Genomic DNA, 24,586 nt, shown 5'->3' on the forward strand with positions numbered 1-24,586 from the left:
CTTGAGCCCGGGATCCATGCCCTGCGGCGGTGGAGACGTGCTTGGATCCTCGGGTCAAGCACTGGGTCAAGCCCGAGGAGGACGGAGCGTGGGGCGACCTTTGCGGCAAATTCAGTGACGCCTGAGCGAAAACACGCCCTCGCCGAGGTCAGCCCGAATCTTCCCGACGGTTCTAGGTCATGTCCGCATCCCGGCCGTGTCTGGCACCCACGCCACCCCACCCTCCGTCATCCCAGGCCTTGAGCCTGGGATCCATTCCCAGCGACGGTGGAGACGTGCTTGCGTCCTCAGGTCAAGCCCGAGGAAGACGGAGTGCGAGGCGATCACTGCGGTTCAAACCTGAAGAGGCTGGGGCGATTTCGCAAGGGCGTTTCAGCGATGCCCGCGGCACGGCCTGAAAGCGCCTAGACGCCGCTCGGCCGCCCGGAACTTGTCGCCTGGCTCGCCGAAGACAGGAACGCCTCCTCTTCGCTCGGCACCTTCCCTTGCGGCGTCAGATCGTCGACGGCCTTGGGCAGATCGCGGCGCAGTCGGCCGAGAATCTCCTCATGCGACAGGCCAGTATTCCTGGCGATCTCGTTCAAGACATCCGGGCCGAGCGCTTCGGCAAGTTCGCCGTCATTGATGTCGGCATTCTGGCCGGGGCGCACCCAGGATTCCATCTTGTCGCCGTGGCCGTTCTGCTGAAACGTCTTCAGGAGATCGCCGAGACCACCGCTGACGATGCCGCCGGAGGTGAGCCCGCCGAGAAGGCCGCCCAAGCCGCCGGAGCCGCCAAGCTTGCCGAGCATACCTCCAAGCCCGCCCGACTGCTGGCCTCCGGGCCCTGGTTGCTGCGGGTTCTGGAGACCGCGCAGGAGCTCGCCGATCTTGTCCCTGTTCTGGTAGCCGGCAACGGCAAGCACGGCGAGAAGCGCCTTCAATTGACCGCTCATCATGATGAATCCTCCATCGTTGTTCGAAGCAGTTCAGCTTTTCATGCAAGACCGCAGGCGCCCTCAAACAGCGTCGGCAGCCACCAAACCGTCCACCTGGCCGCATTCATTGCGGAGGTGCGGCCGTGCATCTGGCGCTCAGGCGCCGGTCAGATTTCCGGGCAGCCGCGCCGGTTGGCGAAGACCATCCGTTCCGGCCCGCGGCGCGTCATTCCCTGGACGACGATGCTGCGCGGCGACATGCGGACGATCTGGGCGCGGCGAAGGCCTTCGCTGCGGGCAATGTCGAGCGCGTCATCGGGATCGCAGCCGCGCGGCCGGCGGCGGTCGTAGCGGTCGTAACGGTCGCGGTCGCGGTCCCGGTCGTAAACGCCAACCCCGCCGGGGCCGAGGCGCAATTCCAAATCCTGCGCGGCGGCAATGGTCGGCGCGATCGTCAAGCCGCTCATGGCGGCCAGGCCGATCAGTATGAACTGCAGAGACTTGTGCATGGATTCCTCCCATGGTCTTTTGCTTATCGCCATACCAACATCGCCGCCGGGATTTTGTTCCGTCGGCAGGAGAAGCCGGGGCGGTAAGCGAAAGTTTGCGAATGCCCGGATCGCGCGGCTCAGTTCTCCGGCTGAACATGCTGCTCCAGCCAGGCGACGGCGAAGCTGCAGATCGACGCCGCATCGACCAGAACCGACGGCGCTTCGCCAATCGGGCCTTGCGCACCCTGCCCGCCGGCAAGGAATTCGGTGACGATCCGGGCGAAATAATCGCTTTCGAGCCCGTCCAGGACCGGCTCGCTGGTGTCGAATTCCTCCAGCATGCGCCAAACCACGCCCGCCGGCGTGGCGAAGGGCGCCTCATATCGGCGCAGGCGCTTGCCCGGAATTCGTGTGAGATGCTCGGCATGGTGGAGAAGGGTCATCGTGTCGAGCGGGGCGCCGACCATGAGGACCTTGCCGCCCGCCTCCACCAGTTTGGCGAGCGGAGACGCCTCCCCGTAGCCGTAGTCGAGCGGATGGTCGGCGGTCAGCCACTCGGCCCTGGCGCCGATTGCCGCGACCGAGGCGCCCGGATTGCCGCAGCGTCGCGCCCCCGGCGTCGTGCGCAGGAATTCGGGGAAGACGCCATTGTCGCGGATGGCCCTGGAGAGAGCCGGATCGAAGGGCGCGATATGGGCGCGCCATTCCTCGGGAACGCGTCCATCACAGTCGAGCAATTCGTCATAGGCGCCGTTCCAGTCGGTATAGGCGACGATCGTGCCCGAAGGCCCCACCGCATCGCGCAACGCATCGATCAGCACGTCGGGACCGCTGAGCAGCCGCCCGACCGTGCTGATTGCGGCATGCACCATGACCATGTCGCCCGCGCGCAGGCCGAGCTCTTGGAGATCCTTGCCGAGCGAAAGGCGTGTGTGAAAATGCGGGACGGTCATCAGCCAAGGATCATGGCGCCGCCTGCGGGAGTCAATACTTCCCAGGAAAGGCGACGATCCTCGGTGCAACTGCGGCCGATCTCCAGGGTTCACGCGACGTCCGTCAATCGCGGAGGATCGACCGCCGATAAGGGAGAACGCTCTTCGATGATCGCGTTCAGCATCCGCAACACCACGGCCGGGGCCACGTGATGCGGCATATGGCCGACGCCTTCAAGGCGTTTCACAAGAAGGCCGGGATATCTTTGCCGAAGCCAAGCGATGTGCCGGTTCGGATCGACGATGAGGTCTTGCGAGCCGAAGAGCACATGGATAGGAAGCTGCTCGGGCTCGCCTGCCAGCAGAGCCATGTCCCGGTTGAAAACCCGCAGCTCGTCGGCCATCGTCTCAATAGCGCTTGCCCGAATCATATGGCCGGCAGGCAACAGGTTCAGATGGGCGGGAAGAGCATTGGGGAATGAGGATGACCGAAGCCCGTGCCGGAGAAAGAAGGATGCCCAGCGGGGCATGATGTGGCGGCGGATCGGCGGCCCGATCAAGGGGGCAACCGCGGCGCGCAGCAGGATCAAGGGCTTCGGAGGAAGCGGACTGCAGCAAGGCGAGATCAACAGGAGTGCTTTTATGAGCTCAGGTCGGCGGGCAGCCAGATGAAGGGCCGAGGCACTGCCGATCGAATGGGCGACGATCGTTACGGGCCCGACCGCTGCGGTCTCGAGAAAGCGCTCAAGCCAGAAAGACTGCCCGAGCGGACCCCGTTGCGGTGGCGGCAGCGGGGAACTCAAGCCGTAGCCGGGACGATCGACGGCAATCAGCCGGTGTTTGCTGTTTTCGAGAGGAAGCAGCACCTCTTGCGCCAGACTGCCACAGCCATGCAGAACAACAACCGGGCTTCCGTCTGGTGGACCGCTTTCAAGGAAATGAACCTGTTGGTTATCGATGACGTCGATCGTCCCGAGTCTGGGCTGGATGGGGTGCTTCTTCAACATGCGAAGCAAACCCGACAGGCCGGCAAAAGTTCCGGCGGCGAGAGCGCAAGCGACTGATAATGTATGATTTACGCCGTCGCCGGGACATCACCGCAGGGCTCGGGACACTGTGCGCGGCGATGGAACCGGTTTCATCCGCGCTGGTTAGTTTGGCGTATAGGAGGGAACCGCGATGGATCGCCTTATCCATATCGCAGCTGGTGGTATTCGGCTCCTGCTGCACGGACATGCCCAAGCGGCAGCTCTATGCGTCCGGAAAACCAAGAACGGACGTGAGGTCCTGTTGTTGAGCAACCGGAGCGGCGTCAGGTGGGGCATTCCGAAAGGCAATATCGACATCGGCGAGACGAGCTCAAAAGCGGCAGCGCGCGAGAGCTACGAAGAGGCAGGGGTGCGAGGTCACAAGCGATGAGGTCCTGGGTACGTTCACCTACCGCAAACCCGGCCGCAGCTTGCCGTATCATGTCACGGTTCACGCTTTGGAAGTTTCCGAGATCGACGACGATTTCCCCGAGAGCGCGGAACGGCGGCGCAAATGGGTGTCTCTGGCGGAGGCCGCCCGCCACGTCCATGAGCCGGGGCTGAGGGATGTGCTTCACCGCCTCCGGTCGCACCCGAGGAAACAGTATCTTGCTTAATCCGGGCGCCTGCCGAGAGAAGCGCATTTGTGAGAGCTGCCGATCGACTTGCCAGCTTAAAGCCCGATCGCGCTTCTGCACGCTAGCGTCTTGAGTATCGCCTCGCCTCGTCCTTTAAGATTCCTCTCCTTCATCCACGCTCCCGTTCTCTTTGGTGGCGTCACCACCCAAGATCCGTTTGCCGGCTTCGCTGACTCCAACCGCAAGCCCTCTCGCCGCCCCCGAAGCAACCAGTTCGGCGGCGATCAGCGGGTGCTTACGCAGCAGTTTCCCGATCATTTTTGCTGTAGCGGCCGCTTTGGCCTGCTCCAGCACTCCGTCGTCGGCACGATCGCGCATCAAGGCTTCCAGCCGGCGCTTCTTCTTCCGGGGCGGCGCGGTCGCTAGTGAACGGCGACGCCCTTCCGAGGGTTTTGATCTGCGAGTTTCTTGGATTTTTTCGGCAGCATATCGCCGGCTGCATCGCGCACGACATCGATTGCTGCGTCCGATGCACGTTGGAATGCTTCTCCGATCAAGCCCAGCGTGTTGGCGCCTTTGCGCCCGGCAGTCTTTGCAGTATCCGCGATCTCCTCGCGCTCTTCGACAAGGACAGCCGCCGCCGCGCCCGCACCAGCAACCAGGGCGCTGGCGAGAACATCACGTCCCGCCTTGTTGGCGAGCATGCCCTTGAGAATGGAATTCTTTCGGATTGTCTTCGGGATCTTGTATCCGCCAATCTTCTTCGGGATTTTCATTTTGGCCATGACGGGCTCCTTTCGAGCGGGGGAAACGTCGGTAACTCCCCTCAAGTTCCTGCCTGAGATGAAGTCGCAATCGAAATTCCGTCGCTTCGGCTGAAACGCACGCAAATAGCTTTTGACATTTCGCTGCATAGAATATATCCATTTGGCTATATAGCTATATGGTGATGTATGGACGACAGGCTCGACGCGATTTTCTCGGCACTCTCCGATCCCACAAGGCGAGCCATTCTCGCGCGGCTTGCGACGGGCAAGGCGACGGTGGCCGAACTCGCTGATCCCTTCGAGTTGTCTCAGCCTGCCATATCAAAACATCTCAAGGTCCTGGAACAAGCCGGATTGATCCGCTCCGGCCGTGAAGCGAATTCGCGTCCCCGCGTCCTCGAACCGGCAGCGTTGAAGACGATTGCCGATTGGATGGGCGATTACAGACGCTTCTGGGATCAGAGCTTCGATCGCCTCGATGACTATCTGTCCAAGGTACAAGGATACGAAAATGACTAATCCGGAAACAGCCACCGACAACAGCCGCGACCTGGTTCTTGTGCGAAGGTTTAATGCCCCATGCAATCTCGTTTTCAGGGCATGGACCGACCCGGAAGCCCTGGTGCAATGGTGTGGTCCTCACGGTTTCAAGGCGGTGGGCGACAGACTTGAAGCCTGGCCCGGCGGCAGACACCGCGCCTGCCTGATTGCACCGGATGGAGAAGAGCATTGGGTCGGCGGAAAATACCTGGAGGTCGAGCCGCCGCACAGGCTTGTCTTCACCCATGCCTGGGAGCGCGGAACCGGGCAAACCAGTCCCGAAACACTCGTCACCATCACCTTCAGGGAAAGCAACGGAGGCACGGAAATGACCTTTCGCCAAAGTGGGTTCGAAAGCGCATCCTCCCTTGCGGGTCATGAAACCGGCTGGTCGGAAAGTTTCGAGCGATTGAGCTCTTTTGTCGGGACTGAATCCGAAGGGCGGAACCATGCGTAAGGCGGCGATGAAGCTCTATTATTGCGAGACTCTCAATCCCCGCAAGGCCTGCGCCGCCGCTCGATTTCTGCAGGCCGACGTCGAATTCGTCAGGGTTGACCTCGCAGGCGGAGAACAGCGCAGCGCAGAATTCCTGGCGCTTAACCCGAACGGGAAAGTCCCGGTGCTGCAGGATGATGCCGGAACCTTATGGGAAGCCAACGCCATCATGTGCAGGCTGTCTGACACAGTCGCATCGGATTTCTGGCCGCATGACCACCGGCAGATCGACGTGCTGCGCTGGTTGAGCTGGGATGCCAGTCATTTCACCCTGCACGGGGCAACGCTGTGGTTTGAAACCCTGATCAAGCCGTTGTTCGGCGGGAAGCCTGACTCAGCCTTGATCGACGATGCGAAGGCGAGTTTTCGGCTGCATGGTCGCGTGCTCGACGATCATTTGGCCACCAATAGCGTCGCCGTCGGCAAGACGCTGACCGTTGCGGATTTCGCACTGGCCGCTGCACTTCCTTATGCAGCCGCTGCCGATATTCCGCTTGCCGAGTTCCGGCATATTCAAAGGTGGTACGAACGGCTTGAAGAACTGGATGCCTGGCGAAACCCTTTCCCAGCCTGAGAGGCCATAGGCGCAGGGCCTTTTACGAGCCTGAAGGCGTTAGGTGTCTCGACCTCTTCTCCATCGGAAGGCTTCGTGCGAATATTGCCGCTACGCTGAGCACACCACGCCGCAACGGGCCGCGGTTGCTGCGAAACGTTCCGGGCATTGCCAAACAGTGGGTCCATTCTTCGTGAGCGCTACAAGGTACTTGCTGATCTTGCCGCTGATGGCGGCTATCGCCTACATGGCGGTCGTGGCCCTGGTCTTCTTTTCCCAGCGGTCGCTGCTTTATCCCGGCGCCGGTGCCGCACCTCTTCCGCAGCCCGCGAGCTGGGGCGAGACGGTCCACGTCAAGACGCCCGACGGCGAGATGCTTCATGGACTGTACAGCCAGGGCGACAGCGACAAGCCCAGCGTGCTGCTCTTTTTCGGAAACGGTGACCGCGTCGACAATTACGCGTTTCTCGCGCAGGCACTGGCCGCGCGGAAGATCGGACTGCTGGCGATTTCCTATCGCGGCTATCCCGGGTCGACCGGCTCACCCAGCGAACAGGGGCTGCTGACAGACGGCATCGCCGCCTTCGACTGGCTTTCGGCACAGGCCGGAAGCGGCATCGTTGTGCTCGGCCGGTCACTCGGCACCGGCGTTGCCGTCAATACGGCCGCGAACAGGCCGGCTGCGGGGGTCATTCTTGTGTCTCCGTACCTGTCGGTTCTGTCGGTTGCGCAGACGCGTTATCGGTTCCTCCCGGTCGGGGCTCTTCTCAAGGATCCCTTCCGCTCGGACCTCAACATTGGCAAAGTCAGACAACCGAAGTTGTTCCTGCACGGCCGGCTCGATGACAGCATCCCGCTTTCTTCAGGCGAGGCGCTGTACCGCCTCGCACCCGAGCCCAAGCAGATGGTGATCTATGACGGTGCGGGTCACAACGACATCTTCAACGATAACATGGTCGGTGACGTCATCCGTTTCGTGGAAGCGCTGAAAGCAAACCAGCCTTGAACCCCTCACCGACGGCGCAAGATGCGGGGGCGAAGATCATCCCAGTTTGCCGGCTTCGGCTTCGAACCCATAGGCGCGTTGAACCAGCCCGACACGGATTTCATAACGCTCATACCAGTCTGCCCGGCCCCGGCGTTGCGCTTCAACGTGATCGACGACCGCTTTCCATGCCCGGATGCTTTCCTCGTCCCGCCAATAAGAGTTGATGATGCCGAATCCGTCGGCACGGCGGGCGCTTTCGAAACCCAGAAATCCGGGCTGCTGCTGCGCCAGTTCCACCATCGCAGCGCCGACGTCACCATAGCCGTCTTCGACCTCCGTTCGTTGCGATGAGAAGCAGACGACGTAATAGGGCGGTGCAGGTAAGGTCGCGATAGACATGCCAACCTCTCGTTGCGGACAGACAGAGATCTTTGCAACCATCCGCCGGGCGGTCAATCCCGCAACGTTCATACGGGCGCTGATCCTGGAATCCATGGCCACAGCCGAGGAGGCCGTTGTTCGGTGGGAAGCCTGACCACCGAGTTCCGGCATATTCGAAGGTGGTACGGACGGCTTGAAGAACTGGATGCGTGGCGAAACCCTTTCCCAGCCTAAAGGCGCGTGAATCATCGGGAGCGGCCAACGAGCAGCGGCCATTCGCCATCAACCCTGCGCCGGCTCCCACAGCTCGACTGGATTGCCCTCGGGATCGTGAATGCGGGCAAAGCGGCCTACCTCCGAGTTCCACTCATCCCGAGTTTCCACCGCGATCCCACTTGCCGTTAGGCTGGCCATAAGCCCATCGAGATCATCAACGCGGAAATTGACCATCCATTGTTGTTCCGCGCGACCGAAATAATCGGTGTCCTTCGAAAACGGACCAAAAATCGTCATCCCGGCCTCCTGCTGCCATACCGATTTGTGCAGGTCGTCAATACCGAGATGCTTTTGATACCATTCCGCCAGGCCAGCCGGGTTCGCCGCCCTAAAGAACACACCGCCGATTCCAACGGCCTTTGGCATAGAATTCACCTCACCTTGCAACAGCACAATGCAATCGCTCGGGCGCGCGTGCAACCTGTCAATTAGGACGGGCATTGAGTTTGCAGTATCGCCAATGCGATCATCACGGCCGGGGCGCTTACAACCGCGAGCACTGCGAGAGCATGATGCCGATAAGCGTGAGCGGCTTCTGACGACATCATGCTCTTACTCTTTTATTCAGAACAGGATCGAGGTTTCAGGCCGACCCCGGCCTAAACACCCGACTCTGTGATCCGAAGAGAACGGAAATGCCTTCAACGGAAGCCGCCGCTGGCGGCCAGCCGTTCGCCGGTCAGCCAGCGGGCATCGTCGGACGCGAGGAAGACGGCGACGCCGGCGATATCGTCCGGCTGGCCGATGCGGGCAAGCGGCGTCTGGGCGACGACGGTCTGCTCGAGATCCGAGCCGATGACGCCGGCCGTGTGCGTGCCCTCGGTCTCGACCATGCCCGGCAGGATGGCGTTGACGCGGATCTTGCGCGGGCCGAGTTCCTTGGCGAGCACGCTGTTGATGCCCTCGACGGCGCCCTTGGTGCCGGTATAGACGGCGGAAGCGGGCGGCGCCATGCTGGTGACGACCGAGGAGATGTTGATGACGCTGCCGCCCTCACCGAGGTGCTTGACCGCCGCCTGGGTGGTCAGGAGAACGCCGAGCACGTTGACGTCGAAGATGCGGCGATAATGTTCCTCGGTCACTTCCTCGATCGAGGCGAATTCGTAGACGCCGGAATTGTTGACCAAGACGTCGAGCTTGCCGAATTCCCTGACGGCGGCATCGACCACGCCCTGGGCCTGTTCGGCCTTGGAAACATCGCCCTGAACCGCAATCGCCTTGCCGCCGGCCGCGCCGATCGCTTCGACCACCGCATCGGCTCCCGCCTTGCTCGAGGCGTAATTCACCACGACTTTCGCCCCTTCGGCCGCCAGCGCCTTGGCGATGGCGGCGCCGATCCCCTTGGAGGCGCCCGTAACCACTGCGACTTTACCCGTGAGCTTCGCCATATTCGATTCCTTCTGATCTGGACTGCCGCCGGGAGTGGCGGCTTGTTCCATAGTTCAGAAATTCGGAACTGTTGATCTTGATGTCAAGGGGCGCTATATGAAATTCATGAGACCGCTCTTTCACCCAGCCCTGGAGGACATACGGCCGGAGGCGATCCTCTATGCGCTGTCCGATCCCGAGCGCGTCGCCATCTTTGCAAAACTTGCCACCGCCGGCTGCGGCGGCACCTGCTCGGCGCTTGCCGACCTCGGCGACCGCATCATCCCAAAATCGTCGCTGTCGAACCATTTCAAAGTGCTGCGTGACTCCGGCCTGATCCGCAGCGAGCGCCAGGGGGTGGAGATGCGCAACCAGACCCGCTGCGCCGAACTCGACCAACGCTTCCCGGGGCTGATCAGGTCCATTCTGGTGGCTTACGGGCAGTTTCCCGGGCAGTTGGAGACGATGTCGGGGGAACAAAGCCGCGACAGGCAATGAGCCGAAGCGGTATTGGCCGAGGCTTTACGCCTGACCGATGAGACGGAGATCCGCCCCTGCCCTTAAACGCCCGGCAAACGTCATGGTTCGCCGGGCGAATTGAACACAAGATGCCTCAAGCCACGCTCGCGGGCGGCAGGAGTGCGTGAAGAAGGCGGCCGGTTTGGCGGCGCCTCCTGTTTCGTCAGGCCGGACGTCTGATCATTCTTGCAATAGCGATCAGGATGCAGGCGCCGATGAAGCCCGCGATCAGATAACCCAGCCATCCGCCAAGGGCGACGCCGAAGAGCGACAGGATAAAGTTGGCGACGATGGCGCCGACAATACCGAGAAGAACGTTCATCAGCACGCCCATGTTGCTCTTCATGAACATCTCGGCGAGCCAGCCGGCGATGCCGCCGATGATGATTGCGGCAATCCAGCCGATACCTTCATTTTCCATAGGATTTCCCCATTGTGAATAATTGAGCGCCGGCTGTCCCGCAGATCGAGCGACGATGGCCAAGCGACAAGACTATAACCTTCAGCGAGGCGAGTTGGTTCCGTAAGCCCCCGCCCCCAAGGCGGTGCGTGCCGACGCCGTGGCTTCTCGGACGCAATTCAAGCGTCTCCCGGATAAGTTCAACCCTCCCCATGACGCTCGATCGCCTCGGCGAGGCCGATCCATTGCGGACGGTTGTTCCACCAGTGGACATGATCCGGGGCGGGAAAGGTCGGATCGGCGAATGTGCCGCCGGCGATGATGACGGAGCCGGGAAAATAATCTCCGGATTTCGAGAATCCACCGCCGCCGCAGATCCGACAGAAGGCTTTCATCACATCGGGCGTGCTTTCGCCTTGCGGAAACCAGGTCGAATAGTCGCCGGAGACGATCCGGACATCCCCCTCGCGGAACCAGACATTGTGTGACAGCGCGCTGCCGGATGCACGCTGACAACGGGTGCAGGTGCAGATGTGGTTGTGCAAGGGGTCGCCATCGACCTCCAGGGAAAGGGCGCCGCAGGGACACTTGGCTTGAAAGATGGGCATGTCGATCCTCGGGCTGACAAACACTTGTCGACCTCACGGCTGCGGGGTCGACAGGTTGCAGCATAAATTTCCGCCTTGCCGAAAGCGAGACGGCCGGGACAAAGATCACTCGGTGAATAGAGCCCGGTGACACGCCGCGGTGCCGCGCCACAGCTCACCCCACCCTTCGTTATGGCTTGACCCGAGGACCCATGCCGGTCTCATCGATTGCGGCCTTGGATCCCAGGCTCAAGGCCGCTCAAGGCCTGGGATGACGGAGACGGGGGCGGTTGGTGCCATGCCTGCTGCCGGCGTGGCGGATGGATGCGGGATTGCATGAAGGCGGCTGAGGCGACATCGCGTCAGATCACGCGAATTCTCTGCTGCCTCCCCTCGGGCCTTCATGCAAAGCGCATTGCTGATCGCGCACGCGCCTTCGCCGCGACTTCGGCGCGGTCGCGAGGCGGCTGCGAAGTCTCCAGCGAATGCAGCAGCTCGTGGGCGCATTTCGCGATCGAATTGACCGCATGCTCGAACGCGGCCTCATTGCGTTTCGAAGGCTTGTTGGTTCCGCTCAGCTTGCGCACGAACTGCAATGCGGCATCATGGATCTCCTCATCCGTCGCCGGCGGATCGAAATTGAAGAGAGGCTTGATATTTCGGCACATGACTTGCTCCCGGTCGTCTCCCTCCCATTCGGGAGGATTGCTTCCCCTAAACTAGTCGCGCGAGCGGAAATGACAAACAGTCTGGTCGTCAGCAACTCACTCGACAAACACGCGGCAGCCGAAGTATGGCAGCAACAGCACCCCCACCCTCGGTCATCATCCCAGGCCTTGAGCCTGGGATCCACGGCCGCAATCGACGACGACGACGGAGGGTGGGTGGAAGTCCGGCGCCCTCAGCGCCGGTCTCGTCAGAGGCGGGCTTCGAGGATCAGGTTGAAGGGCGTTTGCATGGCCTTGCGGAAGCGGGTGAAGCCCGCCTTGCGGAAGACGTCCTTGAGCCTTGCCTCGCCGGCCTGGGCGCCGAGCACGATGTGACCGCCGTCGGAAATCGCATGGGCGCAGCAGATCGTCGTCGAAGCGGCGTAATAGAGCCGGCCGACAGGCGAGATGTTGTCCTCCACCCGGTCGTTGGCGAAGGGCTCGACCAGCATCACCGTGCCGTCCTTGGCAAGGGCCTTGGCCGCATGCGTGGCGGCTGCCACCGGATTGCCCATGTCGTGCAGGCAGTCGAAGAAGCAGATGAGGTCATAGCCCGTCCCCGGATAGGTCTCCGCCCGTGCGGTCGAAAAGCTCGCGCGATTGGAAACGCCCGCCTCGCCCGCCACCCTGCGTGCCTCGTCGACCGACTTTTCGTGCGTGTCGAAGCCGTGAAATTTCGACGTCGGGAAGGCCTGCGCCATCAGCACCGTCGAATGGCCGTGGCCGCAGCCGACATCGGCGACCAGCGCGCCTGCCTTCAGCTTCTCCACCACGCCGTCGAGCGCCGGCAGCCATTCCGGCACCAGGCTGGCGCGGTAGGCGTTGCGGTAGAAGGAAGCGACGCCGCAGAAGAGCCGGCCATCATGGTCACCCCAAGGGATGCCGGCGCCGGTGCGGAAGGCCTCGACCGCCTTTTCCTCGTCGGCCCACATGGAAGCCGGCGTTGCCCAGGCATTCGGGATGAAGACGGGGCTGTCCTCGTTCGCCAGCACGAAAGCCTGTTCCGGCGTCAACTCATAGGTGCCGCTGACGGCATGATAGGTGACATAGCCGCCGGTCACCTGCGAATTCAGCCATTCGCGCACATATCGTTCGGCGCAGCGGGCGCGGGTGGCGATCTCGCGAGAGGTGAGCGGACCGCGATCGGCCATTGCCTTGTAGAGACCGAGGCGGTGGCCGAGGCTGACCATGACCCCGCCATAGCCGGCGGAAAGATCGCTGACGACGCGGCCGACCAGCGTGTCGAGCTTGGCACTGTCGATGGTCCTGCTTTGCATTGTATCCATGATGTTTCTCCCTGTCTGCAAACCTCCGTTTGAGGTCCAGGGAAGGATCGCAGACCGGGAGCATGAGCGGCAGAGCGGTGCCGGCCATGATCGGGCCATTTGCGCCACGCCAGCAAGCTGTCGCGTCCGCAGTGGCCCCCGCTGCGCTCCGGGGTTATCATTGCTGCCAAGGGGGAACCGATGATGACGGGAACGCAGCAGGAGGCGGAGCGGGCGCCGGGGCCGCAGCCGCTCCATGTCAGCCTGGTGGCGCTGCCGGAGGCGGCAGTCTCGACGCTGAGCGGCATCTTTGATGTGATGAACGCCTTTTCCATCGTCCCGCCGGAGGACGGCATTACGAAGACGCCTCCTTTCCACGTCGAGATCGTCGGCGAAAGGGCCGGCCCGCTGACGCTCGCCAGCCGCGTGCCGCTGGTGGTGCAACGGCCGGTCGCAGACATCGAACGGACCGACATCGTCATCGTGCCGTCGGTCGTGCTCGGGCCGGAAGGCTGGGTGAAGCGCCGCTATCCTGAACTGGTGGAATGGTGCCGGAGCATGCACGTGAAGGGGGCGCTGATCTGCTCGGCCTGTTCGGGCATCTTCCTGCTTGCCGAGACCGGCGTCTTCGATGGCGCCGCTGCCACCGTCCATTTCGGCTATAGCAAGACGTTCCGCGACGCCTATCCTGAGGTCACGATCCATCCGGAGCAGGTGCTGGTGGTCGCCGGCCAGCGGGACGAGTTGATTACATCAGGCGCCTCGATGACATGGCACGATCTCGTGCTCTACCTGATCGCCCGCCATGCCGGGGCGACGGCGGCGCAGACGGTGGCGCGCTATTTTGCGCTGCAATGGCACCAGGACGGGCTGGCTCCCTACATGGTGTTCGAGGGGCGGCGCGACCACGGCGACCAGGCGATCCAGACTGCACAGGACTGGCTTGCCGCGCATTTTTCGGTCGCCAATCCGCTGGAGGAGATGGTCAGGCAGGCGGGGCTGACGGAACGGACCTTCAAGCGGCGGTTCACCCGGGCGACCGGCATGAGCCCGATCGCCTATGTCCAACGGCTGCGGATCGAGGAGGCGAAGCGGCGGCTGGAGCGAACCGAAGCTTCCGTCGACGAGATAAGCTGGCAGGTCGGCTACGAGGAGCCCGCCTTCTTTCGACGCTTGTTCAGGAGGATAACCGGCTTGGCTCCGGGGAATTATCGTCGCCGGTTCCAGGTGCCGGCGTATGCCAAGCGGCCGTCATCGCAGCAGCACGGCTGATGCGGCCCTTCCGTCGCTTCCCAGCGCCTCCGCTCCACGATCAGGCGTCTTGGCGTGGCCGGGAGAGTTCTGCGATCAAATAGTCCGCCACCATTCGAACCGAGGGGAGCTGCCCGCGCCGATGCGGCATCAGCAGGGTTGTCGTCACGCCGCCTCCCGTCCACTCGGGTAAAATGCGAACAAGTGCGCCAGATGCAATGAGTTGTGCACAGAAGCTGCTCGGAAGGCAGGTCACGCCGAGTCCGGCCTTGGCTGCTTCCAGGAGCGAGATCGTCTCATTGGCCACGTAGCGCGGCATCGGTGTGATCTTGGCGACGGTGCCATCGCCATTGCGAAGCGTCCAAACCGATTCCGAGGGCGATGCCATCAGCCCATCGAGCTCACTCGCTTCCTCGGGGCGCGAACACACGCCTTTCTCCCTGATATAATCCGGCGAGGCGACGAGCCAGGTGGGGTCGTCATCGATCCGGCGTTGCACGAGGTCGTTGTCGGGCAGCGGGGAGAAATGGTTGCGGATCGCGATGTCGAAACCTTCCTGCACGATATCAACGAACCTGTCGGAAACGTCGAGCGTAATGCGCATTTTCGGATAGCTCGCTGCCAGACGCGGAAGCAGCGCCGCCAAACGAAATTGGGCAATTGGCAGCGATGCGGTGATCCGAACAGTTCCGCTTGGTTCCGCAAGACGGCCCTTAATGACATGCTCGGCTGCCTCCGCCTCGATCAGCATGGCGGCGGCATGACGATACAAATCCCGGCCAATCTCGGTCACGGCGAAGCTGCGCGAGGTCCGCTGGATCAGGCGGACGCCGATCTTCCGCTCCAGCTCGGAAAGCCGCTTGCTGAGCGTGGACTTGGGAAGGCGCAGCGCGCGACCGGCTGCAGCGAAACCGCCGTGATCCACGACCTGTACGAAAACGAGAAGGTCGTTGAGATTAAACATTCACCTATCCGTCGTTCCGATTTGCAGACGATGGGTCTACAAATAGCCTACTACTCCGTGATCGTCCAATATTGCATCTTTCGCCAAATCGCCCACAGGGGCGGTATTGCAACCGGAACGTGGAAGGATGACTCATACATGGCCAATATCTCGGTTCTCGGCTTGGGAGCGATGGGGCAGGCGCTGGCCGCCCGATTTCTGCAGCAAGGGCACTCGGTCACCCTCTGGAATCGCACGGCCGGCAAGGCTGGCTTTCTGGTCGCCAAAGGAGCACGCGAAATCAGCAGCGCGGCAGACGCCATCGCCTCGAGCGACGTCGCCGTGATTTGCCTATTGGACTACACCGCGTCGAACTCTGTGCTCGACAGTGCGGCCTCGGTGCTTGCCGGGCGTGCGGTGGTCAATCTCACCAATGGCACGCCGGCTCAGGCACGCGCCACCGCCGAGCGGCTCGAAAGCCTCGGCACCGCCTATCTCGACGGCGGCATCATGGCGACGCCTCCAATGATCGGAGGCGAACATGCACTTATCCTCTACAGCGGTTCGAATGCGACTTTCGAGGCGCATGTCGGCACGCTTGAGGCGCTTGGCGCCGCCACCTATCTCGGTGCGGATGCCGGACTGGCGTCGCTCCACGATCTCGCCCTTCTCAGCGGCATGTATGGGCTTTTTGCCGGCTTCTTTCACGCCACCGCCCTTGTCGGTTCCGAAGGCATCGGCGCGAGCGCATTTCTGAAGCTGCTCGGCCCCTGGATGACCGCAATGATGGGTGAGCTTCCCGGCTATGCGGAGAAGATCGATACCGGCCGTCACGGCGTCAATGTCGCGTCGAATCTGGCGATGCAAACCGCAGCGCTCGAAAACATCCTCACTGCCACCCGCGAGCAGGGTGTCGCCACCGATCTGCTCGACCCGATGCTGGACCTGTTCCGCAAACGGGACGGTGCTGGACATGGCAACGAGGATATTTCAGGCGTGTTAGAGCTGATCCGGAGCAGGAACAGCGCTGTGAGCTGAAGGGCTCACGGACCATGTCCCCCAAATAGAAAAGCCTGCCGCGGGAGGAGGTGCGGCAGGCTTTCCTAAAAGAACCGAACAGCGACTGGGAGGAGGAGTGCCGCTGTTCCAACAGACGTCCCTTCGGGAGGAGGAGTGGCCGTCTGAATGACGAAGCGTTGCGGGAGGAGGAGCATCGCTTCGATAAAAATAATCATACTCGCACCAGCGCCGTCCGCCAGCGTCTATGTTGCACTGCAGCTATGCACTCGCTGCAACGACCCGCGGGACAGGTGGGCATTCCTGCCCCTGATTTGTCGGCTGCACTGCGCTCCTATGGAATTTTCAGCGCCTCAAAGGCCTCGGATAAATCTGCGCGGACGAATTAACCTGGGAATCCCATTGTGCGGCGCAGCAATCGTCCCCACATCGAAAGCTCAGGCCGATTGGCGGCCATAGGAGACGACAGTGCTCGACAAGCCCCCACAAAATCACAGCTTGGTCGAAATCGGGAGGTTTGGCTCCAATCCGGGGTCATTGAAGGCGTGGCTGTATCTGCCTTCGATCATGGCTCCCGGCACCCCGCTTGTCGTGGCGCTGCATGGCTGCACACAGACGGCAGAGGGCTATGCCGCCGGTTCCGGCTGGTCCGAGCTCGCCGAGCGGCGCGGATTTGCGGTGCTTTATCCCGAGCAACAGCGGTCGAACAATGCCAATCTCTGCTTCAACTGGTTCGAGCCCGGCGACATCAGCCGGGATGCGGGCGAGGCATCGTCCATCCGGCAGATGATCGGCCATCTCGTCCAGTCGCAGGGCATCGATCCCAAGCGTATCTTTATCACCGGCCTGTCGGCAGGCGGTGCGATGGCGAACGTCATGCTGTCGACCTACCCTGAGATATTTGCAGGCGGCGCCATCATCGGCGGGCTGCCCTATGGCGTGGCAGGCACCGTGGCAGAGGCTTTCGAGCGCATGCAAGGCCGCAACCCGCCGACTGTCTCCAGGCTGCAATCGGCCCTCAAGCGCGCATCGAACCACCGCGGGCCCTGGCCCAAGATTTCGATCTGGCACGGCACGCATGACCAGACGGTCCGAGCCAGGAATGCCGATCAGATCGCCCAGCAATGGAGCGGCGTGCATTCCCTTGCCGTCGAGCCGACGCGGAACGAGTTTTTACACGGCCATAGCCGCAGAGTCTGGCTCGACGCGAAAGGCAGGGAGGCCGTCGAGATCTATCTCGTCAAGGGCATGGGCCACGGCGTTCCCCTGGCGACGAGCGGCGATCGCGCCATCGGCAGAGCCGGCCCGCATATGCTCGAGGCAGGGATTTCCTCGACCGTTCGTACAGCCCATGCATGGAAGCTGGCGACGGAAGCAGACGTCGAGGAGGCTGAAGCAGCCGGAAATTTCGTCCGTCGGGAAGAGCCCGACGCCGCTCCATCGACGACAGGAAGAGCATCGCGCTACGCCAGGTCGCGCGCGAATGCCGCCAGCGCCGCCCCCGACGGCAAGATCGCCAAGGTCATAAACGACGCGCTTCGAGCGGCGGGGCTGATGCGATAGCCAGACAATCGCGGCAAGGGAAATGATCACCTTGATCACAAGGCGGGAAACTTCGACAGGGGTATACTATTCTTCGATCAGACGCTTCTCTCCCGGTGGGAGCCCGTGCTCGATCAACCTGTCGAGGTAGTCGCAATAAGGACTAACTTCATAGAATGGGTAGGCCCCCTCTCGGACGTATTCCGCGTTCAGGTTTGGAAACTTCTTCAAAGCATCAGAGATCCACATCCTCACCTCATCGGTATTGCCCGCCCTGAGGGCGAGCAACGCTGACCCAATGAATGGATAATAGGTTGTGCGTTCGAAGGACGCGCCTTCCCGTAGATGCATCCGGGCCGTTGACAGGTCATCGGGCTCGCCTCTCAGCATCAAGCCAATACCGAGCAGTGTCTTGAACGCAAACATAGACGGATCGTGAGGGCTGAGATCGATCGCATTTTGTGCGGCTCTAATCGTTGTATCGGCGTCCCTGAGCCGCACGGCTGCCATTCCATGTGCGAAGTGAAGAAACGCGTAGTTTTGATTCAATGCAAGGCCCTGTTCGGCGACAGGCATGGCCTCGGCCGCTCGCCCACCCACCGTAAGAAGGAGGGACATCACCGCGTATGCGATATCGCTCCGCCTGTCGATTTCCAGGGCCTTCGTGGCGAAGGATAGTCCTTGCTCGATGGCGACCGGCACATCTGCGGCGCGCCCCCAAAGGACGAGTGCGTATCGGTGACGAGCTAAATAGGCGTAGGGAAGTGCGAAATTCGGATCGTGTTCGAGCGCTTGTCGAAGGAACTTCTCGGCAGTGGCTTGCGAGCCTGCTTCGAAGGAAAGCAATTCAGCGAAGCCGCGGTGACAAAGTTCCCAAGCAGTAAGGTTGTCCGTCGATTTGGCGAGGGCGAGGCTCCGTTCGTGCGCTCCCAGCTCTGGTTCGATGCCCGCGATAATCCGGCGCGTTATCTCGTCCTGCACATCAAAAAAATCGGCGATCGGACGATCCCAGCGCTCGGCCCAGATGTGTGCTCCGGACAGCGCGTCGATTAGCTGTACAGTGATCCTCAGCCTTTCACCGGACCGCCGAACCGATCCTTCCACGACATAGCGCACACCAAGTTCCCGGGCGATCTTGCGTACGTCCTTGGCTGTTCCCTTGTAGGCGAAAGTCGAGTTGCGAGCGATCACGAACAACCATCGAAAGCGACTTAGTTCCGTAATGACGTCTTCGACCAGACCGTCGACAAAGAAGTCCTGATCGGGGGTGACAGAAAAATTCTGGAATGGGAGAACCGCGATCGAAGCACGTACCTGTCCAGAGAGCCGAACCGGGCTGGGCGCCGTGCCATCCAGCTCGACCTGCCACACGTCAATTGGTTCGGGGATGTTCTTAACGGACTGTGGCCCGAGCCACGTCATCCCAGCGTCTATCTTGCTTTGCACATGATCGTAGATTGCACGAGATATGCAGATGCCTCCGGCGGGTGCGATGGTTTCCAAACGCGCAGTGATGTTGACGCAGTCGCCGAGGATGTCGTCGCCATCGATCACCACATCTCCCAGATGAATACCGATGCGGAAACGCAGACGTCGGTCTTCCCTTTGAGGAGACTCGCGCGAGATCAAATTGCGCTGCATGAGAAGAGCCGCTCTTACCGCCAACACCGGCGATGGGAAATCGACCAGGAGCCCGTCGCCCATGGTTTTGACGATGCGGCCACCGCCCTCCATAATTGCCGGGTCAATCACGGAGGTTCGCGCGTCGCGCAGCCGCGAAATGGTGCCCTCCTCGTCCGCCGCCATGAGACGAGAATAGCCGACCAAATCGGCAGCCATTATTGTGGTAAGACGACGTTCCACGCTTGCCCCTCCCCCAGGAAAATACACTACCGCCTGATAAGCAAATGCGAAAGCGCTCCGGAGCCGGGCGAATCAGGCTAGGAAAGAAAAATCCAGAGCGAATGCGCTGATGCTGCACCCGAGGGATCCGCTTCTCTCTTCGGCTTTCCGATGCCGAGCGGGAACGCCCGGTCGCAACAGCGTGTGCGATGCGCAAAGGGCTACAGAGCGGATGGTCCCCCCTAACCGCCGGCTTCAACCTGCTCGTTGTCAGGATGCGAACAGCTCCGCCAAGCGATGCGACGGCTGGAGACGCCACACGGGCGAACGCTATCCGCCCTTCTTGTAGCTCACCCTGTAGATCACGCCGTTTGTATCCTCCGAGACGAGCAGTGAGCCGTCGGGAGTTATCGCCAGCCCGGCGATGCGGCCAAATTCAGTCTTCCGGTCCTCGCTCAGGAAGCCAGTAAGGAAGTCCTCCGTGCCAGTCGGCTCGCCTTTGTCGAAGTTGACCCGCACGACCTTATATCCGGCCGGATCGGCCCGGTTCGCTGAACCGCGTAGCGTGACGAAGGCATCGTTGCGATAGTCCTCCGGAAACTGCTGCGCATCGTAGAAGCGAATGTTGATCACCGACGCATGCGCATCAAAAGTCAGCGCTGGCGCGGCGGTCTTGGTTTTGCAGAAATCATCCTTGGGCGCACCCTCGGGCATGGTGAAACTCGCCCAGTCGGGCTGTCTGTCGCCGTAGCAGAACGGCCAGCCGTAGTGCGAGCCTTGCTCTATCTTGTTCAGTTCCTCGCCCGGCAGCTCGTCGCCGAGGTGGTCGACACCGTGGTCGACGCCCCACATGACCCCGGTCTCCGGATGCCAATCGAAGCCGAGCATGTTTCTCAGCCCCTTCGCAAAGACCGTGCGTTTCTTGTCTGTTATGTCGAGCCGAAGGTTGGCAGCCTTTTCGTCGCTGCTTTCGAAGCACGCGTCGCAGGAACTGCCGACGTTGATGTGCAGCGCTCCGTCGGGCGCGAAGGCGAGCGTCCGCCGCCCGTGCTGGCCGCCGTCGGGCAGGTCGTCGATGATCTTCTCCATTTTGCCGATCGTCCCGTCCTCGTTCAGCTCGGCCGCCATAACGGCATGGACCGTGGAAAGGAAGATACGACCGTCCCGGATTGCAATGCCATGGATGCCGTCAAGATCAGAGGCCATCTTGCGAGGCTTCGGATCGCCTTCCTTGACGGCGATCACATCCTTTTGCTCGGGGCGCGTCACGTAGACGGTGCCGTCTTCGGCGACCGCCATCATGCGGGCATTGTCGAGGTCACGGGCAAAGATGCTGACCTCGAATCCTTCCGGAACCTTGAGCCGATTGACGACATCCTCGCTGAATGGCTGATGCTTCGGCCTGAAAACATTCGTCTCGACCTTGTGGAGCACGCCTTCTTGCTGCGCCCAGGCGGATGCTGAAACAAGCGCAACACTCAACAGCATAGCTGCTTTTCTGGTCATATCTGCTCTCCCAATCTCCGGCGCTTCCGGACCTGTCGAGTGCCTACAGCGGTCCGGCCTCGCGCTCAGCCACACCCACGCGATGCCGGTAGACCATCTCCCAGCCTTTCCAGCGTTGATGGCGAACTGGCTGACGCGGACTCCAGAACCGCGCACGCCGATTTGGAGGCGGACAACCATCGAGTAATGCAGCAGTCGCTGCTATTGTGCTTTCTCCACTTGTCCGCGTGCGGTGGCGCTGTTCTAGTTTGGCGCGGCAGCCGCGGTTTCACCCGGCGGCAAGATCCGGAACATGAAGGTTGAAACCTTCTCTCCCGGCTTGAAAGGTCCAGGGACCTGATGGCTGACCGGTTTCAGGCTTTGAAGGAAGACTGCAATTGATGTCACGTCTTCTTCAGTGAGCTGCGCGAATGCATGCCACGGCATGATTGGCGCCAGGAGGCGGCCATCCGGCCGCTGCCCGGTCTGAAGCGCCGTCACAATCTGTTCCCTGGTCCAGCTGCCGATCCCGGTCTCCTTGTCAGGCGTAATGTTGCGGCCGACGAAAACACCCTGCCCCGGGATCTCAAAACCGACATCCGATCCACCCAGAAATCGCGAGCTGTCCGGGTTTCCGAAAAAATATCCCGGTGTGTGGCAATCGTTGCAGCCGCCGATCGTGACGAGATATTCGCCGCGCGCCGTCTGCGTATCGTCGGCAGCTGCCACGCTCGCGTGCAGCCCCAATGCAAAGGCGGCCAAAAAAGCCAACTGAACGCTCAATCGAAACATCATCCCCTCCATGGCACAGAAGCTCGCAACGGCCATCGAACTGAATATCACGATGAACATGTTCCATATATTAGCCATATTGAATTAACGAAGATTGCGACTGGTTATTGCTCATCCTCGGGGCGAATGGCGGCAACAGGTTCAGGATCGGACATTGACCCCTCATTGTACGACCCCGCCCTTGCGCAGCCCCTCCATGACGAGCTCGAAATCGGCGGGGTTCTTGAAGGGCAAGACTTTGCGACGGTATTCCAAGGAGTAGTCGGGATTGACGCGCAGCACCTCTTGCCACCTCGCGCGAGCCTCTTCGAAACGGCCGAGATGTCCGTAACAGGCGGCCAGAAGCGCGCGCGAGACATCGGTGACGGGGTTGCGGCTCACGCGCTGCAGCAACGGCTCGACGGCCTCTTCGTACCTTCGCAGTTGAAACAGGGCCAAGGCCTGAAAATGGAGAACGACATCCGGAAAGTACGGGTTCAGGACCCTCGCCCGATCGAAATAGGCGAGTGCCTCCCCGGATCTGCCTGAATAGATGAGTGCCTCGCCGAGGCTGACCTGCCCTTCGGCGAAGTTCGGATTGAGGACTATCGCGCGCTTTGCCTCGCTGATGGCTCTATCGTGCTGTCGCGAGTAAAGCTTGACCACGCTCAGTGCCCAGTGCGCAAGGGGATCGCTATCGTCGCGCGCTACCGCCAACGTCGCGGCCTCTTCGGCTTGCTCGATAGAGCGCTGCGGCGACTCGCTCCACCGGTTCAGGTAGTCCAGCCCGTGGGTAAGGGCGAGGAAGGCGTGCGCTGAGGCGAAGTTCGGGTCCAATTCGACGGCACGTTGCAAAAGCTCGCGGGCGTCGCTGTTGGTTTGCTTGGTCAGCCGGTGCCACAGCTCCCGGCCGCGCAAGAAGCAGTCATACGCCTCGGGGTGCCGGGTCTGTCCCGGCGCCAGTTTTTTCCGATCGCCCTCTGTCAGGTTGACCGCCAGCGCGTCGACGATCTGCTGCGTGACATCGTCCTGAACCGCGAATATGTCGGTGAGCTCGCGATCGAACCTCTCCGCCCATAGGTGCCCGCCGGTGGTCGCGTCGATGAGCTGCGCGGTGATGCGTACCCTGTTTCCCGATTTGCGGACGCTGCCCTCAAGGACATGCCGCACGCCGAGCTTCGTGCCCACCTCCTGCACCTCGACGTTCTTGCCCTTGAAAGTGAACGACGAATTGCGGGCGATGACGAAGAGCTGCGACAGCTTCGATAGCGCCGTGATGATGTCTTCCGAGATGCCGTCGGCGAAGTAGTCCTGTTCGGCGTCACCGCTCATGTTGGCGAAGGGCAGGACGGCGATCGACAGCTTCGGCGACGCTGCCGTCGCCGGCCGGCTCGCCGCGGTTTCCGAGGTCGCGGCTGCCTTGGTCCCGGCGCCGCCGACTTGCAGCGAATAGACCCGGATCGGCTCGGCGATGTTCTTGAGTTGCGTGTTGCCAAGATCGCTGACCGAGAGGTCGAGCCTCGCCTTGACCTGGCGATAGGCATCCTCGGACAGGCAGATCGCGCCCGCCGCGGCGACGCCCTCCAATCGCGAGGCGATGTTGACGCCGTCGCCCATCAGATCGCCGTCGCTTTCCTCGACGACGTCGCCCAAATGGATACCGATCCGGAACTCGATGCGACGGTCCTGCGGCACGCCGTCATTGCGCTCCACCATGCCGTTCTGCACCTCAATGGCGCAGCGGACGGCGTCCACTACGCTGCGGAACTCGACCAGCGCACCATCGCCGGTGCGCTTCACCACCCGGCCATGGTGCACGGCGATCGTCGGATCGATGAGATCGCTGCGCAGTGCCCGCAACCTCGCCAGGATGCGGTCCTCGTCGGCGCCGGCAAGTCGGCTGTACCCGACCACATCAGCGGCCAGGATTGCAGCCAGCTTTCGGGTCTCGCTCATGGCGCCGTCTCCTCGCTTCCACGATAGCAGGGAGACAGAAGGCAAGAAAGAACTTTGAGCCGCTGCTCAGAGCGATCTTGGGTGAGATCGAGTTGGCCAAGTAGCCCTACGCAATGACTGCCCTGTCAGGCTCCCGGCCGTTCGACGCGGCCGTTCCGGATGGGCCATCGCTTTGAAACCTGGCCATGGAAAAAGCAAAGACCACATGAGGGCCTCGGAGATTCCGCCTAGTCCATCTTCTTCGCAGCGCGCTCGGCGGCTTTGCCGACAAGGCCGCGATCACCGGTCTCGTGAGTGGCAGTCATCGTCATATGTGTGACCTTCCAGCCCTCGGCTGATTTCACCAGCCCGTAGCGATAGTGGCCGGAGAGAACCCAGAGATCCTTGCCTAAACTATGCGTCGCCTGGAAATCGGCCTCGGCCGTCGCCGTGTCGCCTGATGCCTCCACAATCGCGTGGTTGGTGACGAGATGCAGCGTCCTGTCGAAGCCCGGCAGGAAGTTCGACCACTGCGCGACCACTTCATCGGCTGACTGTGTGACAGCTTCGCCGCCCCAGAGGCTGGTATAGTCGAGCGTCACCTTCTCGGCGAAGGCGCCGCGCACCCGCGGCCATTGATGGCGGTCGGCGCCGGCGGCGATGTCGGTGATGGCATCGATGATGGCGAGGCGGTCTTCAGGCTTCATGCTTTCTGCCTTCGCGATGGAGGGTGCCACCATCATCATGACGGCAACGAGACTTGCAACGATCATTTTCATGGGCCCGCTCCTCAATTCGACTGTCGGCCGAGAACTCTTTCGATGTGCTCGGCCACCGCGTCGGCCGCGGCGTCGACATGCGGCTGGCGGTCATAGAAATCGAATTGGGTGACGCCTTCGAACCAGCGTGTCGTCGCATCGACCTTCAGCAGGCCAAGGAAGGCATGCGCGCCCTCGGGCACGGCCGCTGCCTCGGAATGGACGAGCAGGACCGGCTTGTCGACGCGC

General features: G+C 61.8%; 28 protein-coding genes and 1 pseudogene. 10 read left to right on the forward strand and 19 right to left on the reverse strand.

Going from position 1 to position 24,586, the window contains the following annotated elements; all coding sequences use genetic code 11:
• Nucleotides 1-404: 404 nt before the first annotated feature.
• The 4 genes from C4N04_RS25090 to C4N04_RS25105 all read right to left on the reverse strand — a co-directional run bounded on the left by C4N04_RS25090 (nucleotide 405) and on the right by C4N04_RS25105 (nucleotide 3,347).
• Nucleotides 405-938: a YidB family protein gene (locus tag C4N04_RS25090; RefSeq protein WP_096763972.1), complete on the reverse strand. Its 534-nt coding sequence runs from the start codon at nucleotides 936-938 to the stop codon at nucleotides 405-407.
• A gap of 146 nt (nucleotides 939-1,084) precedes the next feature.
• Nucleotides 1,085-1,426: a hypothetical protein gene (locus C4N04_RS25095; RefSeq protein ID WP_039618494.1), complete on the reverse strand. Its 342-nt coding sequence runs from the start codon at nucleotides 1,424-1,426 to the stop codon at nucleotides 1,085-1,087.
• 119 nt (nucleotides 1,427-1,545) lie between these two features.
• Entirely contained in the window at nucleotides 1,546-2,361 is an 816-nt protein-coding gene (gene aac(3) / locus C4N04_RS25100; RefSeq protein WP_106797296.1) for an aminoglycoside 3-N-acetyltransferase, read from the reverse strand.
• Nucleotides 2,362-2,450: 89 nt separating this feature from the next.
• Entirely contained in the window at nucleotides 2,451-3,347 is an 897-nt protein-coding gene (locus C4N04_RS25105) for an alpha/beta fold hydrolase (protein WP_086156146.1), read from the reverse strand.
• Between the two features lie 172 nt (nucleotides 3,348-3,519).
• Here C4N04_RS25105 and C4N04_RS32255 point away from each other — a divergent pair, with 172 nt between their 5' ends.
• Nucleotides 3,520-3,759: an NUDIX domain-containing protein gene (locus C4N04_RS32255; protein ID WP_245425658.1), complete on the forward strand. Its 240-nt coding sequence runs from the start codon at nucleotides 3,520-3,522 to the stop codon at nucleotides 3,757-3,759.
• Nucleotides 3,760-4,099: 340 nt separating this feature from the next.
• On the opposite strand, the gene C4N04_RS25115 is transcribed toward C4N04_RS32255, so the two are convergent.
• Together C4N04_RS25115 and C4N04_RS25120 are read right to left on the reverse strand one after the other, a co-directional pair.
• Nucleotides 4,100-4,324, reverse strand: a complete 225-nt coding sequence (locus tag C4N04_RS25115; RefSeq protein WP_086156145.1) for a hypothetical protein — start codon at nucleotides 4,322-4,324, stop codon at nucleotides 4,100-4,102.
• A 44-nt stretch (nucleotides 4,325-4,368) separates the two neighbouring features.
• Nucleotides 4,369-4,731, reverse strand: a complete 363-nt coding sequence (locus tag C4N04_RS25120; RefSeq protein ID WP_086156144.1) for a hypothetical protein — start codon at nucleotides 4,729-4,731, stop codon at nucleotides 4,369-4,371.
• A gap of 168 nt (nucleotides 4,732-4,899) precedes the next feature.
• On the opposite strand from C4N04_RS25120, the gene C4N04_RS25125 reads away from it, so the two are divergent.
• The 4 genes from C4N04_RS25125 to C4N04_RS25140 all read left to right on the forward strand — a co-directional run bounded on the left by C4N04_RS25125 (nucleotide 4,900) and on the right by C4N04_RS25140 (nucleotide 7,308).
• On the forward strand, nucleotides 4,900-5,232 hold the full coding sequence (locus tag C4N04_RS25125) for a metalloregulator ArsR/SmtB family transcription factor (protein ID WP_009986347.1): 333 nt from the start codon (nucleotides 4,900-4,902) through the stop codon (nucleotides 5,230-5,232).
• Nucleotides 5,225-5,710, forward strand: a complete 486-nt coding sequence (locus C4N04_RS25130) for an SRPBCC domain-containing protein (RefSeq protein WP_106797297.1) — start codon at nucleotides 5,225-5,227, stop codon at nucleotides 5,708-5,710. The genes C4N04_RS25125 and C4N04_RS25130 overlap by 8 nt, the downstream gene beginning before the upstream one ends.
• The gene (locus C4N04_RS25135) at nucleotides 5,703-6,323 is read left to right on the forward strand and encodes a glutathione S-transferase family protein (RefSeq protein WP_199852500.1); all 621 of its coding nucleotides are present in this window, start codon (nucleotides 5,703-5,705) and stop codon (nucleotides 6,321-6,323) included. The genes C4N04_RS25130 and C4N04_RS25135 overlap by 8 nt, the downstream gene beginning before the upstream one ends.
• Before the next feature lie 172 nt (nucleotides 6,324-6,495).
• Nucleotides 6,496-7,308: an alpha/beta hydrolase gene (locus C4N04_RS25140; RefSeq protein ID WP_106797335.1), complete on the forward strand. Its 813-nt coding sequence runs from the start codon at nucleotides 6,496-6,498 to the stop codon at nucleotides 7,306-7,308.
• Nucleotides 7,309-7,344: 36 nt separating this feature from the next.
• Here the strand turns inward: C4N04_RS25140 and C4N04_RS25145 are convergent, their stop codons facing one another.
• A complete protein-coding gene (locus C4N04_RS25145; protein WP_096770809.1) occupies nucleotides 7,345-7,689 on the reverse strand; it encodes an antibiotic biosynthesis monooxygenase in 345 nt (114 codons plus the stop codon).
• 141 nt (nucleotides 7,690-7,830) lie between these two features.
• Between C4N04_RS25145 and C4N04_RS32260 the strand changes: the two are divergent.
• Nucleotides 7,831-7,905: pseudogene (locus C4N04_RS32260) on the forward strand (glutathione S-transferase family protein); the annotation flags it as partial.
• Nucleotides 7,906-7,953: 48 nt separating this feature from the next.
• On the opposite strand, the gene C4N04_RS25155 reads toward C4N04_RS32260, so the two are convergent.
• Both C4N04_RS25155 and C4N04_RS25160 read right to left on the reverse strand, forming a co-directional pair.
• Entirely contained in the window at nucleotides 7,954-8,313 is a 360-nt protein-coding gene (locus tag C4N04_RS25155) for a VOC family protein (RefSeq protein WP_106797336.1), read from the reverse strand.
• A 275-nt stretch (nucleotides 8,314-8,588) separates the two neighbouring features.
• Nucleotides 8,589-9,335 (reverse strand): glucose 1-dehydrogenase, encoded by a 747-nt coding sequence (locus C4N04_RS25160; RefSeq protein ID WP_038687527.1) that lies wholly within the window; start codon nucleotides 9,333-9,335, stop codon nucleotides 8,589-8,591.
• A gap of 106 nt (nucleotides 9,336-9,441) precedes the next feature.
• Here C4N04_RS25160 and C4N04_RS25165 point away from each other — a divergent pair, with 106 nt between their 5' ends.
• Nucleotides 9,442-9,813 (forward strand): helix-turn-helix domain-containing protein, encoded by a 372-nt coding sequence (locus C4N04_RS25165; protein ID WP_106797337.1) that lies wholly within the window; start codon nucleotides 9,442-9,444, stop codon nucleotides 9,811-9,813.
• 184 nt (nucleotides 9,814-9,997) lie between these two features.
• On the opposite strand, the gene C4N04_RS25170 is transcribed toward C4N04_RS25165, so the two are convergent.
• From C4N04_RS25170 to C4N04_RS25185, 4 genes are all read right to left on the reverse strand, one after another.
• Nucleotides 9,998-10,255 carry a GlsB/YeaQ/YmgE family stress response membrane protein gene (locus tag C4N04_RS25170; protein WP_009986535.1) on the reverse strand — a complete coding sequence of 86 codons (258 nt, stop codon included), beginning with the start codon at nucleotides 10,253-10,255 and terminating at the stop codon, nucleotides 9,998-10,000.
• Between the two features lie 179 nt (nucleotides 10,256-10,434).
• Nucleotides 10,435-10,842, reverse strand: coding sequence for a GFA family protein (locus C4N04_RS25175; protein WP_106797299.1), 408 nt, complete (start codon nucleotides 10,840-10,842; stop codon nucleotides 10,435-10,437).
• Nucleotides 10,843-11,222: 380 nt separating this feature from the next.
• Nucleotides 11,223-11,489 (reverse strand): DUF2277 domain-containing protein, encoded by a 267-nt coding sequence (locus C4N04_RS25180; protein ID WP_096763962.1) that lies wholly within the window; start codon nucleotides 11,487-11,489, stop codon nucleotides 11,223-11,225.
• 248 nt (nucleotides 11,490-11,737) lie between these two features.
• Nucleotides 11,738-12,814 (reverse strand): class I SAM-dependent methyltransferase, encoded by a 1,077-nt coding sequence (locus C4N04_RS25185; protein WP_106797300.1) that lies wholly within the window; start codon nucleotides 12,812-12,814, stop codon nucleotides 11,738-11,740.
• Between the two features lie 180 nt (nucleotides 12,815-12,994).
• Here C4N04_RS25185 and C4N04_RS25190 point away from each other — a divergent pair, with 180 nt between their 5' ends.
• Complete coding sequence (locus tag C4N04_RS25190; protein WP_106797338.1) at nucleotides 12,995-14,065, forward strand: helix-turn-helix domain-containing protein; 1,071 nt, start codon at nucleotides 12,995-12,997, stop codon at nucleotides 14,063-14,065.
• Nucleotides 14,066-14,105: 40 nt separating this feature from the next.
• Here C4N04_RS25190 and C4N04_RS25195 read toward each other — a convergent pair whose 3' ends face one another.
• Nucleotides 14,106-15,008: a LysR substrate-binding domain-containing protein gene (locus C4N04_RS25195; protein WP_096763959.1), complete on the reverse strand. Its 903-nt coding sequence runs from the start codon at nucleotides 15,006-15,008 to the stop codon at nucleotides 14,106-14,108.
• A gap of 138 nt (nucleotides 15,009-15,146) precedes the next feature.
• Here C4N04_RS25195 and C4N04_RS25200 point away from each other — a divergent pair, with 138 nt between their 5' ends.
• Nucleotides 15,147-16,025 carry an NAD(P)-binding domain-containing protein gene (locus tag C4N04_RS25200; RefSeq protein ID WP_106797301.1) on the forward strand — a complete coding sequence of 293 codons (879 nt, stop codon included), beginning with the start codon at nucleotides 15,147-15,149 and terminating at the stop codon, nucleotides 16,023-16,025.
• Between the two features lie 447 nt (nucleotides 16,026-16,472).
• The gene (locus C4N04_RS25205) at nucleotides 16,473-17,567 is read left to right on the forward strand and encodes a PHB depolymerase family esterase (RefSeq protein WP_245425659.1); all 1,095 of its coding nucleotides are present in this window, start codon (nucleotides 16,473-16,475) and stop codon (nucleotides 17,565-17,567) included.
• A gap of 66 nt (nucleotides 17,568-17,633) precedes the next feature.
• Here the strand turns inward: C4N04_RS25205 and C4N04_RS25210 are convergent, their stop codons facing one another.
• From C4N04_RS25210 to C4N04_RS25230, 5 genes are all read right to left on the reverse strand, one after another.
• Nucleotides 17,634-19,409, reverse strand: coding sequence for an adenylate/guanylate cyclase domain-containing protein (locus C4N04_RS25210; RefSeq protein WP_106797302.1), 1,776 nt, complete (start codon nucleotides 19,407-19,409; stop codon nucleotides 17,634-17,636).
• Between the two features lie 309 nt (nucleotides 19,410-19,718).
• Nucleotides 19,719-21,074 carry a PQQ-dependent sugar dehydrogenase gene (locus C4N04_RS25215; protein WP_199852501.1) on the reverse strand — a complete coding sequence of 452 codons (1,356 nt, stop codon included), beginning with the start codon at nucleotides 21,072-21,074 and terminating at the stop codon, nucleotides 19,719-19,721.
• A 63-nt stretch (nucleotides 21,075-21,137) separates the two neighbouring features.
• On the reverse strand, nucleotides 21,138-21,665 hold the full coding sequence (locus C4N04_RS25220) for a cytochrome c (RefSeq protein ID WP_106797339.1): 528 nt from the start codon (nucleotides 21,663-21,665) through the stop codon (nucleotides 21,138-21,140).
• A gap of 162 nt (nucleotides 21,666-21,827) precedes the next feature.
• Entirely contained in the window at nucleotides 21,828-23,600 is a 1,773-nt protein-coding gene (locus C4N04_RS25225) for an adenylate/guanylate cyclase domain-containing protein (RefSeq protein ID WP_106797304.1), read from the reverse strand.
• Nucleotides 23,601-23,827: 227 nt separating this feature from the next.
• The gene (locus C4N04_RS25230; RefSeq protein ID WP_106797305.1) at nucleotides 23,828-24,358 is read right to left on the reverse strand and encodes a nuclear transport factor 2 family protein; all 531 of its coding nucleotides are present in this window, start codon (nucleotides 24,356-24,358) and stop codon (nucleotides 23,828-23,830) included.
• Nucleotides 24,359-24,586 lie beyond the last annotated feature (228 nt).

The organism is Rhizobium sp. H4 (genome assembly GCF_003013335.1).
GTDB lineage: Bacteria > Pseudomonadota > Alphaproteobacteria > Rhizobiales > Rhizobiaceae > Rhizobium > Rhizobium sophoriradicis.